Annotated in this window: 13 protein-coding genes; 4 read left to right on the top strand and 9 right to left on the bottom strand. The window is 70.4% G+C overall.

Annotated elements, in window-relative coordinates; genetic code table 11:
- Positions 1-17 precede the first annotated feature (17 nt).
- From DA085_RS05215 to DA085_RS05205, 3 genes are all read left to right on the top strand, one after another.
- The gene (locus DA085_RS05215) at positions 18-1,127 is read left to right on the top strand and encodes a saccharopine dehydrogenase NADP-binding domain-containing protein (protein WP_154402104.1); all 1,110 of its coding nucleotides are present in this window, start codon (positions 18-20) and stop codon (positions 1,125-1,127) included.
- Positions 1,121-2,191: a proline racemase family protein gene (locus DA085_RS05210; protein ID WP_109471897.1), complete on the top strand. Its 1,071-nt coding sequence runs from the start codon at positions 1,121-1,123 to the stop codon at positions 2,189-2,191. The genes DA085_RS05215 and DA085_RS05210 overlap by 7 nt, the downstream gene beginning before the upstream one ends.
- 153 nt (positions 2,192-2,344) lie before the next feature.
- Positions 2,345-4,042 carry a glycosyl hydrolase family 28-related protein gene (locus tag DA085_RS05205; RefSeq protein ID WP_161958415.1) on the top strand — a complete coding sequence of 566 codons (1,698 nt, stop codon included), beginning with the start codon at positions 2,345-2,347 and terminating at the stop codon, positions 4,040-4,042.
- A 16-nt stretch (positions 4,043-4,058) separates the two neighbouring features.
- Here DA085_RS05205 and DA085_RS05200 read toward each other — a convergent pair whose 3' ends face one another.
- The 9 genes from DA085_RS05200 to DA085_RS05160 all read right to left on the bottom strand — a co-directional run bounded on the left by DA085_RS05200 (position 4,059) and on the right by DA085_RS05160 (position 11,013).
- Positions 4,059-4,793 (bottom strand): GntR family transcriptional regulator, encoded by a 735-nt coding sequence (locus tag DA085_RS05200; RefSeq protein ID WP_154402103.1) that lies wholly within the window; start codon positions 4,791-4,793, stop codon positions 4,059-4,061.
- 16 nt (positions 4,794-4,809) lie between these two features.
- The gene (deoC, locus tag DA085_RS05195) at positions 4,810-5,490 is read right to left on the bottom strand and encodes a deoxyribose-phosphate aldolase (RefSeq protein WP_109471894.1); all 681 of its coding nucleotides are present in this window, start codon (positions 5,488-5,490) and stop codon (positions 4,810-4,812) included.
- A gap of 16 nt (positions 5,491-5,506) precedes the next feature.
- Complete coding sequence (locus tag DA085_RS05190) at positions 5,507-6,391, bottom strand: ribokinase (protein WP_109471893.1); 885 nt, start codon at positions 6,389-6,391, stop codon at positions 5,507-5,509.
- 77 nt (positions 6,392-6,468) lie between these two features.
- Complete coding sequence (locus DA085_RS05185) at positions 6,469-7,833, bottom strand: NupC/NupG family nucleoside CNT transporter (protein ID WP_109471892.1); 1,365 nt, start codon at positions 7,831-7,833, stop codon at positions 6,469-6,471.
- Between the two features lie 25 nt (positions 7,834-7,858).
- Entirely contained in the window at positions 7,859-8,860 is a 1,002-nt protein-coding gene (locus DA085_RS05180) for a nucleoside hydrolase (RefSeq protein WP_237565328.1), read from the bottom strand.
- Between the two features lie 92 nt (positions 8,861-8,952).
- Entirely contained in the window at positions 8,953-9,348 is a 396-nt protein-coding gene (locus tag DA085_RS05175; RefSeq protein WP_109471890.1) for a type II toxin-antitoxin system VapC family toxin, read from the bottom strand.
- Positions 9,345-9,620 (bottom strand): type II toxin-antitoxin system VapB family antitoxin, encoded by a 276-nt coding sequence (locus tag DA085_RS05170; protein ID WP_109471889.1) that lies wholly within the window; start codon positions 9,618-9,620, stop codon positions 9,345-9,347. The genes DA085_RS05175 and DA085_RS05170 overlap by 4 nt, the downstream gene beginning before the upstream one ends.
- A gap of 89 nt (positions 9,621-9,709) precedes the next feature.
- Positions 9,710-10,078 (bottom strand): GntR family transcriptional regulator, encoded by a 369-nt coding sequence (locus DA085_RS05165; RefSeq protein WP_109471888.1) that lies wholly within the window; start codon positions 10,076-10,078, stop codon positions 9,710-9,712.
- Positions 10,078-11,013 carry a hypothetical protein gene (locus DA085_RS05160; protein ID WP_109471887.1) on the bottom strand — a complete coding sequence of 312 codons (936 nt, stop codon included), beginning with the start codon at positions 11,011-11,013 and terminating at the stop codon, positions 10,078-10,080. The genes DA085_RS05165 and DA085_RS05160 overlap by 1 nt, the downstream gene beginning before the upstream one ends.
- Before the next feature lie 118 nt (positions 11,014-11,131).
- Here DA085_RS05160 and DA085_RS05155 point away from each other — a divergent pair, with 118 nt between their 5' ends.
- Positions 11,132-12,337, top strand: a complete 1,206-nt coding sequence (locus DA085_RS05155) for a PucR family transcriptional regulator (RefSeq protein ID WP_109471886.1) — start codon at positions 11,132-11,134, stop codon at positions 12,335-12,337.
- The last annotated feature ends 27 nt before the right edge of the window (positions 12,338-12,364 follow it).

The raw sequence follows: 12,364 nt of genomic DNA, 5'->3' as shown, positions 1-12,364 counted from the left end.
ACAAGGAGCTGGGAAGTGTGTCGAAGGTTCTGCTGATCGGTCCGGGTGGGGTCGGTGCCCTCCTGGCCGCTGAGGTCGCGGCGCTCGCGGGCGTCTCGGAGGTGGTGCTCGCCGGCCGCTCCGAGGCGCGACTGGCGGCGGCCCGGCAGGCGTGCCTGGCCCAGGTGCCTGGTGCGCGCGTGCGGGGCGTCCCGCTCGACGTGAGTGCTGTCGACCGCACCGCCGAGGTCCTCGCGACCGAGAGGCCAGACGTCCTCGTGATGTGCGCCTCGTTGCGCAGCGCCTGGGACCTGTTGGGCCGCTCGGACCGGGAGGCCACGGCGATCACCCAGGCGGGGCTCGCGGTCCGCCTGCCCTACATGGTGTCCCTGCCGCTGGCGCTGATGCGGGCCGTGCGGGAGGCCGGGATCACCGCCCCGGTGGCCAACCTCTGCTTCCCGGACGTGACCGGTCCGGTGCTGGCCACCCAGGGGCTGGCGCCCACGGTCGGCCTGGGCAATGTGGGCATGCTGCTGCTGCGCGCCGCCGAGGCAGCCGGGCTGGACCCGCGCCGAGACCTCATCCGGGTGGTGGGTCACCACGCCCAGATGTTCACCGCCGCCCAGGGCATCCGGCCGCCGGCGGGGGAGGAGACGCCCAGGACCTACCTCGGCGACCCACCCCGGCGGGCTGATGACCTGCCCTATCTCCCGGCGGCGCGACAGCCCGGCAGCGACTTCGACCGCCTCACCGTCGCGGCCGCCACCCCCGTGATCGAGGCGCTGCTCCCGGGCGCCGCGCCGCTGCGGTGGTCCGTGCCGGCGCCCGAGGGGCTCCCGGGCGGCTACCCCGTGCGGCTGCAGGGTGCCTCGGTGACGATGGACCTCCCCGCGGACATCACCCTGGAGGAGGCGGTGTCCCTGAACAGCGGCTGGGCGCGAGGTGACGGCGTCCAGGAGATCCGTCCCGACGGGACCGTCCTGATGACCGACGCCGCACGCGAGGCCGTGGAGGCACTCGACCCGGCGCTGGGCGAGCCGCTCCGCGTCGAGGACCTGCCCGAGCGTGTCGCCCTCCTTGACCACCACCTGCACCCTGCCAGCGCACCGACCGGTGCCGCGGCCCGACCTGAGGGAGAACCATGCTGACCCGCCGTGTCCTCAACACCATCGACGTCCACGCCGAGGGCGAGCTGGGCAAGGTGGTGATCGCCAGCCACCTGCAGATCCGGGGCACCACCATGCTCGAGCGCCTGGCGCACGCCCAGGAGCACTTCGAGGGTGTGCGCAGGCTGCTGCTGCGCGAGCCCCGGGGCTACCCCGCGGCGTGTGCGGTGCTGGTGCTGCCACCGGTGGAGACCGACAGCGACTTCGCGATGATCGTCATGGAGCAGGGTGGCTTCCGGGCGATGTCCGGCAGCAACCTCATCTGTGCGGTCACGGCCCTGGTCGAGACCCAGACCGTCACCGTGGACAGCCCGCAGCTCACGCTGCGCATCGACACCCTCGCCGGCCTGGTCGAGGCACACGTGGAGGTCGCCAACGGGCGGGCGATGTCGGTGACCTTCGACAACGTGCCGTCCTTCGCCGTGGAGCTGGACTATCCGCTCGAGGTGCCCGGCTACGGCACCGTGCCGGTGGACATCGCCTTCGGCGGCCAGTTCTACGTGCAGGCCAGGGCACGGGACCTCGGTGTCGAGCTGTCGAAGGAGCAGACACCGCAGGTGATCCGTGCCGGCTCGGTCCTCCGCGCCGCCGCGATCCAGCACTTCGCCGTCCGGCACCCGCTGCAGGAGGGCATCGATGAGATCGGACTGGCCATGATCCACGGTCCTGCCGACGTCCCCTCGACTGATGCGGGCCGCAACGCCGTCGTGATGCCCAACGGCGTGGTCGACCTCGAGGACCCGACGACGTGGACCGGGGTCATCGACCGGTCACCGTGCGGCACCGGCACCTCCGCGCGCATGGCCGCCCGGTTCGCGCGGGGCGAGATGGCCGTCGGCGACACGTTCTCCCACCAGGGGCTGCTCGGCACGACCTTCGTCGGGACGGTGCGCGGGACCACGCAGGTCGGCTCCCACGAGGCGATCCTCCCCTCGATCCGGGGGAGAGGGTGGATCATCGCGCACAACCAGTACGTCCTGGCCGAGGACGACCCGTTCCCGGAGGGCTACACGGTGGGAGACATCTGGGGGCCAGAAGGCCCCTGACTGCGCGACAACCCTGGCCGCCTCAACGGTGGGAGGCAACAAGCGGCAACCGCTCGTGGTGTCGTCCCCGGCAGTGCTCCACTGCCGGGACGGCCCACGGTTCGGTCCGACACAACGTCAGACGGCGGTGGGGACAACGTCGAAGGAGACCTCGTGGACAAGCCGACCCTGCCTCAGCTCAGCCGTCGCAGCCTGATCTCGATCGCTGCAGCCGGCGCCACCGCCGCACTGGTGGGCCCAGCCGCGACGGCAGCACCGAAGACGTTCGGCGCGGCCCGGAGTAGCGGTGCGGACCTCGGCCAGCAGCTGCTCGCGCAGTGGCGCACCTCGCCCGGCACGCACCGGCTCCTGGCCGACTTCCGGCACGCTGGCTACCGCCTGGGCGCGCGACCCGCGACGCCGCCGGTGGTCGCCAACGTCAAGCAGTTCGGCGCGGTCGCAGATGGTGTCACCGACGACCTGGACGCGTTCCGGGCCGCCGTCCGCGCGGCCGGCGAGGGTGGCGGCGGCACTGTCCTGGTTCCCCCGGGGACCTACCACCTCAGCGGCCCGCTGTTCATCCACTGGTCCAACGTGGTGCTGCGCGGCGCCAGCACGAGGGAGACGGTCCTCTACTTCTCGCGGCCCCTCAAGGAGGGCTACCGCGACAACTGGCAGGACGCCAAGAACCAGGACCGCTGGTCCTGGGCGGGTGGACAGATCTGGGTGATCCCGGAGGCCGTGAAGGCCAAGCTGGAGGCCGAGGAGTGGCTCGGCACCGAGGGGTGGATCCCCGGAGCGGCCCTCGCGTCCCTCGCGCAGGCACGTCGGGGCGACACGGACGTGACGGTGTCGTCCACAGCCGGCCTCGGCAAGGGGCAGCTGGTCCTGTTGGAGACCGAGAACCGGCCGGACAGCAGGCTGCTGGTCCACCTCGCGGGTGACACCGAGGGCGCCAGTGCCTACGACTGGGTGGCCGGCGCACCGCAGCTGGTGCCCGGCACCGATGGCTTCTATCCGCAGTACGGCACGCTCCAGTGGCCGGTGCGGATCGAGCGGGTGCTCGATGACCGGACGGTGCGTCTGGCCCAGCCCCTCAAGCACGACCTCAGCCAGGAGTGGCCCTCCGTCCTGCGTGAGCTGGGGCCGGCTGTCACCGGGGTCGGCATCGAACGGCTGACGGTGCGCAACCAGCTCATCGACCAGACCCGACACAACCAGAACCCGGGGTCCAACGGGTTGCACTTCCAGGCGTCGCACGACTGCTGGGCGGACCAGGTGCGGGTCGAGAACGTCGACGTCGGCTTCGGGCTGACCGGCGCCAAGTCGGTGACTCTCTCCCACGTCACGGTCGCCGGTCGGGCCTGCCACCACCCGTTCGTGATCCGGATGCAGTCCCACGACAACCTGATCGAGGACTTCACGGTCGAGCCGTTCACGGTCCCGTTGGTCGACGGTGCCCGCCTGCACGGGCTCAACGCCGAGGGTCTGTCCTCCGGCAACGTCTATCACCGGGGGGTCATGGCCGAGGGCACCTTCGACTCCCACCGCGCGCTGCCGTTCGAGAACCTCCGCACCAACATCGAGATTGCCAATACGGGCAGTGTGGGTGGGTCGGCGCAGTCCGGCCCCTACTTCGGTGCGCGCACCAGCCACTGGGGTGTGCAGGTCACCAACGACCGGTCGTATGCCGTGTGCCTGGGTGACATCGCCCCCGCCAGCGTGACGTTGGGCATCAGTGGCGTCGCGGACGACTCCAGTGGGCTCAGGCCGGACTACCCGGGTGGGGTGGAGGCCCTTGAGGGCCTGTCCAGCCTCGAGCCGTCGACGGTCAACGATCTGTATGAGAGCCAGCGTCGGTTGACGAGCTGACCCCTGAGGTCGACTGCTACCTGACGAGGTTCATCGCCACGGTGACGTGCTGGGAGTCCATCCAGACGTCGGAGCACTCCACGACGTCGCCGTCGTCCAGGTAGGTCACCTGCTTGAGGAAGAGCAGCGGCACGATGGTCGAGATCTCCAGGGACTCGGCGATGTCTCCGTCGGCCAGCACGGCCTCGAACGTGCGCCGGCCGGACGCCACGCGGCCCCTGACGCACGCCTCCAGGGCGGTGAAGAGGGCTGTGGTGACGAAGTCCGTGGACTCGATGCCCGGAGCGAGCTGCAGGCGCACCCAGTTCCGGAGCCGCGCCACCGGCACGTTGTCCAGGTAGCGGATCCGGTCCAGGTAGAGGAGCTTCTCGGCAGGGTCGACGCTGGTGGGGAACTCGGGGTAGGCACTAACGGGAACGACCTCCTGCGTGAGCACCGTGGTCGTCAGGCTCTTCTCCGAGTAGGACAGGGACTCACTGAGCCCGACCAGGGTCTGGGCGATGGAGGGCTCCGGGCGGCCCGAGCGGATATAGGTCCCCTTGCCCTGCAGCGTCTGGACGATGCCCTGCTCGTTCAGCGTGCGCAGGGCACGGCGCACCGTGCCCCGCGCGACGCCGAACTCCTCCATCAGGGTGGACTCGGGCGGCAGGCGGCTGCCGACCGGCAGCTCGCCCGACCGGATCCGCGAGCGCAGCGCCTCGGAGATCTGCTCGTGGATCGGCAGCATCAGGTTTCGAGGTGTCTCCGGCACGCTGCGCCCCTTTGCGTCAGTAGGAGGTGGAGGCGGTATCGCCCTGCACGAGCTCCATCCCGGCGCTGGTGCCCAGTGCGGAGGCCCCGGCCTCGACCAAGGCTACTGCCTGGTCGTAGCCGGTGATGGCGCCAGAGGCCTTGACCAGGACGCCCTCACGGATGCGCTCGACGAGGTAGCGCACGGACTCCGGGCTCGCCGTCTCGATCGCGCCGGACGAGGCGTTCTTGAGCCACTTCGCGCCGGCATCCATCGCCAGCTCGACGGCGCGCTCCTTCTCCTCGTCGGTGAGCAGGGGCAGCTCCAGCATGACCTTGACCGGCACGCCGGAGGCCTCGACGACGCCGGCGATGTCGTTGCGGAAGTCGTCCTCACGGCCCGACTTCAGCCAACCCACCTGCACGCCGATGTCGATCTGGTCCGCGCCGGCCTTGGCGATGGCCTCGGCCTCGCGGGCCTTGCCGTAGGACGTCATGACACCCACGGTGGGGAAGTCCAGTGCGCTGGCGACCTGGACGCCGGTGCCCCTGACGACCGCGGCGACCTCGGGGACCCACGAGGCGGGGACCATGACGGCCCCGAAGTTCTGGGCCACGGCCTCCTCGGCGTGGGCGACGATCTGGTCGTGGGTCGTGCCGGCCTTGATCAGGGTGTGCTGGATGAACGGAGCGAGGTCCTGGGGGCTGTTGATCTGCATGCTGATCTCCTAGGTGCTAGTTGTTCTGCAGGTAGTCGGCCAGGGCGTCATCGACGGCGGCGCGCCCTGGGATGGATGGGATGACCTCCGCGACGGTCACCGAGAGGGAGGAGGCGACGATGGCCCGCTGGACCGCTGTGCGCAGTTCCTCCCCGGCGTCGAGGGCGGCCGCGAAGGTGCCGACGAAGGTGTCACCGGCGCCCGTGGTGTCCACCACGGTGTCCTGGATGAGGGGCGCGAGGAGCTCACTGTCGTCGCCGGTGGTGACGCTCACGCCGTCGCCGCCCTGGGTGACGATGACGGTCTGCGTGGCCGGGGCGCGGTAGCCCTCGCGGACGTAGAACTCGTGCTCGGACTCGTTGGGCACGAAGTAGTCGGCCATCGCGATGACGTCGTGGTGCAGTGACGCTGCGGGGGCGGGGTTCAGCACCACGGTGGCGCCGCTCTCCCGGGCGAGGGTGATGGCGCGCTCCGCGGTCGCGACCGGCACCTCGAGGCACACCACGACGACGTCGGCCGCGGCGAAGGCCTCGCGGTGGGCCTCGAGATCTTCCGGTGTCAGCTCGTCGAGGACACCCGGGGCGATGGCGATGCGGTTCTCGCCGCTGGGCTCCACGACGATGACCCCGGCCATGGTGGATCCCTGGCTGGTCTTCACCCTCGTGTGCTCGACCCCCTCCTGCGTCCACATGGTCCGGGCCGCGTCGGCGAAGGCGTCGTCACCGAGAGCGGTGAGCAGGCTGACCTGACCGCCCTGCCGGGCGACGGTCACCGCTTGGTTCGAGCTCTTGCCGCCGTGGCCGATGTTCAGGGTCGAGCCGCTGATCGTCTCACCGGCGTCGGGGACGCGAGGCACTCGGATAGTGATGCCGGCGCCGTAGCTTCCTACAACAAGGATCATGGTCTGTCAGTCCTTCATGTCGATCGAACGGCTGAGCCCCTGCGCGTGGCCGAGCCGCGGGTGCGAGCGCAGGTGTCTCAGAGACTCACCATGACGCCGGCGATCGTGGCGCTCATCAGGTTGGCCAGGGTCCCGGCAAGCACGGCCCGCATACCCAGCTGTGCGATGCGGGTGCGCTGGTTCGGTGCCAGTCCGCCCAGCGCGCCGATCTGCATGGCGATGGCGGCGAAGTTGGCGAAGCCGGTCAGGGCGAAGGTCACGATGGCCTGCGTCTTGACGGAGAACGTGTCCACCACCGGACCGAACTCCGAGAAGGCCACGAACTCGTTGAGCACGATCTTCTGGCCGACGAAGCTGCCGGAGGCCGCTGCCTCGCCCCACGGGACACCCAGGACGAACATCACGGGCGCGAGGATCCAGCCCAGGATGGCCTGCATGGTCAGGTCGGGGTAGCCGAACCAGCCGCCGACGGCACCGAGCAGGACATTGACCAGGGCGATCAGGCCGATGAACGCGATGAGCATGGCGCCGATGCTGAGCACCAGGTGCAGCCCCTCGCCGGCGCCGCGGGCGGCGGCCTCCACGACGTTCGCTGCACGCGTGTCGGCCTCGTCCGGCTGCTCATCCCCGTCCTGGAGGTCATCCTCGACCGGGTCCACGGCAGCAGCCGGGCGGTCCCGGTCCTGCACGGCGACCGATCCGGCGCTCCCGGCGGAGACGGCCACGGCATCGCGGCTCCTGCTGCGGGCCAGGACCTTCGTGAGGCGCCCCTCGGCGCCGGCCTCCGGCACCTCGGCGCCGGCCGGCATCACGATCTTGGCCATCACGAGGGCACCCGGAGCAGCCATGAAGGCCGCCGCGATCAGGAACTCCAACGGCACCCCCATGAGGGCGTAGCCCACGAGGACGGAACCTGCCACGGTGGCCATGCCGCCGGTCATCACCGCGAACAGCTCCGACTGGCTGAGGCGCTTCAGGTAGGGCTTGATGAGCAGCGGGGCCTCGGTGTGCCCCAGGAAGATGTTGGCCGCGGTGTTCATCGACTCCGGCGTCGTCGTGCCGAAGAGCTTCGCGAACGCCCCGCCGACGATCTTCACGAGCACCTGCAGGATGCCCAGGTGGAAGAGCACGGACGTCAGGGCGGCGACGAAGATGATGACCGGCAGCACCTGGATGGCGAAGCTGAAGCCGCTGTCCAGGAGCGGACCGAACACGAACTCGATGCCCGCGTTGGCGGAGTCGATCACCATCTGCACGCCGTCGCTCGCGCCCTTGAGGGCGCGCTGACCCAGCGGCCAGTACAGGACGAGCGCGCCGAAGACGATCTGCACCAGGAGGGCCACCCCGACGGTGCGGATGCGGACCTTGCGACGGTCGACAGAGAACAGGAGGGCGATCGCGAGCAGCAGGAAGACCCCTGCCAGGCCCCAGAAGAATGCCATGGTTGTTCCTCTCCGATCCGGCGGGTCAGCCGGCCAGGCCGTCGATGGGGCGGCTCGGCACGGACGGCGTCTGGAGCATGCGGGCGAGGATGTCGTAGAAGGCCTCACCGTCCATGCGCTCGACGACGTGGGCGTTCGCCTCGGAGCCGAACTTGTCCCAGGCCATGGCCGAGTAGCCCATGGTCAGCTCCGACTGGGTGTCGACGTCCACGCGGTAGCGGCCCTCCTCGAGCACCAGCTCCGGATAGAGGAGGGCGGCCAGGGTGATGGAGTCCGGGTGCGTCGAGCCGTCGATGCCGACGGACTCGTTGAAGCTCAGCGTGGCGTCACAGACCTTCTTGAAGAACGCGGCGATCGGGGTGTCGATCGAGGTCAGCTGGTCGTACCGCGCGCGGGAGTAGGTCGCGTCGCGGATGGTGATCGGGTCCCACGTCACGATGTGCAGGTCCGTGAAGCCGGCCTCCATCACGATCTGGGCAGCGTGGGGGTCCACGTAGAAGTTGAACTCGGCCGAGGAGGTGGTGTTGCCGCGGCCGTTGTTGGAGCCGCCCATGATGTAGAGGCTCTTGACGTTCTCGACGAAGCGGCGGTCCTTGACCACGGCGGTCGCGATGTTCGTCAGGGGACCGATGGCGACGACGCTGATCTCACCGGGCTGCTCGGCGGTGAGGCGGATGAGCGCATCCACGGCGTGCTCGTCGGAGATGGCGTCGGGGTCGAGCTCGATCTCGAGCCCACCCGACCCGTCTCCGTGGACCTCCTCGGCGGACACCCACGGCCGGAGCATGGGCTGGCGGCACCCCAGGTGGAGCGGCACGTCGCCCAGCCTGCCGGCCACCGACAGCGTCATCTGCGCGTTGGCCACCTGCCGGTCGAAGGGCACGTTGCCGGCGACCGTCGTGATCGCTCGCAGGTCTGCGGCGGGGTCCGTCAGAGCGAGCAGGATCGTGACGCAGTCGTCCTGCGCGGTGTCGTTGTCAATGATGATCGGGTGCTTCTGCATCGTGTCCTCTTCGTTGAGACTCAAACTCAGAGGAGTATAGACATCTATGGACAACTACGGGCAAGTGCCCCTCCTGGGCTGCCCGCGGTGATGCCGGGTCCGATGAGTCGACCAGCTCACTCCGCCACTCGGGCGACACCGGCCCGGGCGAAGTCGTCGCCGACGTAGAGCAGCGGCTCGCCCGTGGCGCGGTGCAGGGCGTAGGCATAGCAGTCGCCCATGTTCAGGCGGGCGGGGTGGCCCGACCCCTTGCCGAAGTCGCGATAGGCGTCGCGGGCGATAGCCCAGTGCGTGGCGTCGAAGGGCACGATCTCGACCTCGAGGACGGTGAGGAGGTCGTCGAGTCGTCGACGCTGTTGAGGTGATGAGCGGCTGTCCAGGACGATCGAGGCCTCCAGCGCGGTGGCGGCACTCATCCGCAGGCGCGGTGCATCGGTCGCGACGTTCAGCAGGAGCTCGCTGTCCTCCTCGTCAGTCAGGATCGCGACGAGTGCGGAGGTGTCGAGGATCACCGGGGGAGACCCTGGTCGTCGTAGAGCCAGGCATCCGCACTCCTGATGTGACGGAGGTCCTCGTCGGACAGGTCCGCGCGGAAGGCCGCAGCGATCTGGCTCGCCTGGCCACGCCTCTGTTGCTGTCCGGGTGACCCTCCACCGGCAGAGCGCAGCTCCTGGAGACGCCTCCGCACGGCGTCCTCGACCGCGGCCGTCTGCGACTGGCCCGTCGCCGCTGCGAGCTCGCGCACGAGCCGGTGCGTGGTGGGATTCTTGATGTTGAGGCTCATGGTAGAAGTCTACCGCCGGTGGACAATGTGTCTACCCTTGGTCGCGCTGCAGCCACGGCCGCCCGCACAGCCAGTCTCCGGCCGCACTGTCAGGCGCCGAGCGCCTGACGCACCAGAGCCAGCGCCTCGGCCGGGGTGACACCCAGGGAGCGGGTCGCCTCGGCATACCTCTGCGCCGCAGCCCGGGCCGAGGCGGCCGCGGGGGCAGCCTGCCCGGCCGCCATGGTCGCCCGGACAAACGTCCCGGCCCGGCCCCTGCCCTCGAGGACGCCGTCGGCCTCCAGCTCCCGGTAGGCGCGGGCGACCGTGTTGGGGGCGATGCCGAGGTCGCCGGCGAGGCGGCGCACCGTGGGCAGGCGGTCACCCGGCGCGAGTATGCCGTGGGAGACCTGGGCGAGGATCTGCTCGTGGAGCTGGGCGAACGGAGGCTCAGGGGAGGCCGGGTCGATGCGGAGCACTAGGCACGCACCCTCTCGACCTCGGCGCGCGGCGGCTGCCCACCCCAGAGGCGCTCGCGGTAGTGCCGCATCTCGTTCCACTGCCCGTTCCGGGTGGTGGCGACGGCGGCGACCCCCAGGACCAGGGCGAACGGGAGGACATAGCCGGCGATGAGCAACCACAGGCTCCAGGCCGGGCCGACCTGCCCCGCCGCGACGGCTGCGGTGGACGCGGCGTCGTCCAGGACGCTGCCGCAGATCACGAGGGCGAACAGGCCGACGAACGGAGCGGCCACCGACAGTGAGGTCAGGGTCTGGGCGCGGACGGCGTCCTGCCAGTAGAGCTCGGCCTCGTCCCGGGCGGGTTGCGGGGCGGCGAGGACCCGTCGGGTCGCGAGCCACGACAGCAGAAGCAGCACCGGGATGGCGACGGCGAGCAGGGGCACCGGGCTGTGCAGGACGGTCGCTGCGTCGAACCACTCGGAGCGGCTGAGGAGCAGCGTCGTGGTCAGGGCGACCAGACCACTCCAGGCGAAGAGGTGAGCCGCGCGTCGGGACTGCGGCGGCAGGTAGTCCTCGGCTGTTGGCGACGTGGCACGCGCGGTGCGCGGACCATCTGTCGTGGTGCCCGGCCACCAGATGTCGGCCAGCGCGAGACCGGCGGCGCCGGCGACGAACATGATCGACAGCACAAAGAACCCACCCGATGCTTGGTCGGCTCCGTCCCAGAGACCGCTGAGCAGGAGGGCGGCAACCCCGGCGAGCAGGATGCCGGCGCCCATCGCCCTGGCCCGACGCGTGACGCGGGTCTCGAGGGCCGCCTCCTGCTCGGGAGGGACGGTGGCCTCGGCCTGCCGCGTCAGCTTGCGGCGCAGGCGCGAGCGGTAGGCGCTGCTGAGCGGCAGCAGGAGTGCGGCCGCGCCGACCACCAGGATGACGATCGCGTCGTTGAGCATGGGGTGAACCCTCCCTGTTTGTGTTGCCACAAAGGTAGCCGGGGGGTCGCTTTGTGTCAACACAAACGCGCGGCTGCCTGTGCCAGAGCGCTCCGGAGCCGATGACACACTGAGCGCCGTGCTTGCTGACCTGGATGGCATTGCCCAGTCCCTGGCGCGACGCGTCTCCCGCGCCGTCGCGATCGATGACCCGAGCCTGCGGCTGCTCGTGCACACGCCGCACCACGGCTCCGTCGACGAGTGCCGGCGCCAGTCGATCATGTACCTGCGGGCGGAAGCCGCTGTGGTCGAGTGGGCCCTCGGGATCGTTGCGACCGCCCCCGAGGACCTGGTTCGGCTCCCGGAGAACCCGCACCTCGGCGTCGTGTCGAGAGTGTGTGCGCCGTTGCGCTGGCAGGGACGCACACTGGGTTACCTGTGGCTGATCGACGAGGACTACTCCCTGACCGACGAGCAGCTCGCGGCGATCGCCGACGCGGCGCGGGCCGCCGCGAGGGTGATGGGGCGAGGCGGACTCCCGGCCGACAGCGAGCAGCTGCTGCTCGGTTCCCTGACGGAGGACCTCTTCCTGGAGGCCTCCACCATCCGGGCACAGGCGGCCCACACCCTGGGCGGAATGCTGGACTTCTCAGGGCAGGTCTGCACGCTCGCGCTCGCCCTGGATCATCCGTGTCCACCGGCCCAGGCCACGCCGTTGCAGCTTCACCTGCAGCGCACAGCCTCACGGCACAGCGGCCGCCCGGTCCTCACGGCACTGACGGACGACTATGCCCTCCTGGTCCTCTCCCTGGACGACGGGCGGCCCGGGCTGGCTGCCCGGGTGGCGGACGGGCTGCTCGCGGCAGCACCGCAACACGGACTCCCCGTCCCCGTGCTGGCCGGGATCGGCGGCCCGGTCGGCGGGCTGACCGAGGCCTGGCGGAGCAGGGAGCAGGCGTGCGCGACGCTTGCCGTCGTGCGGGCGACGGGCGCCTTCGGCACGAGCGCCACCTGGGCCGATCTCGGCGTCTACCAGATGCTGACGCTCCTTCCACCGGAGGCCGACCTCGCGGACCTTCTGCCGCCGCAGCTGTGGGAGGCGCTCCAGGATCCGGCGCAGGCGGACATCGTGTCCACCGTCGAGGTCTACCTGGACCACGGCTCGGATGTGCACGGTGCCATCGCCGCGCTCAACATCCACCGAACCAGCCTGTACTACCGGCTCCGCCGCTTCACCGAGATCACCGGCCTCGATCTGCGCGACGGCAGGGTGCGCACAGCAGTGCACACCGGGCTGGCCATGGCCCGGCTGCGCAGAGGCAGCTCGGGTCTTCGACACGAGTAGGGGTCCCGACGGTGGGCTTGCGTCCCG

Origin of the sequence: Ornithinimicrobium cavernae, assembly GCF_003121625.1 — a bacterium.
Taxonomy (GTDB): domain Bacteria; phylum Actinomycetota; class Actinomycetes; order Actinomycetales; family Dermatophilaceae; genus Ornithinicoccus; species Ornithinicoccus cavernae.
The sequence above is the reverse complement of the archived record's forward strand: the minus strand, read 5'-3'. Positions and strand labels throughout refer to the sequence as shown.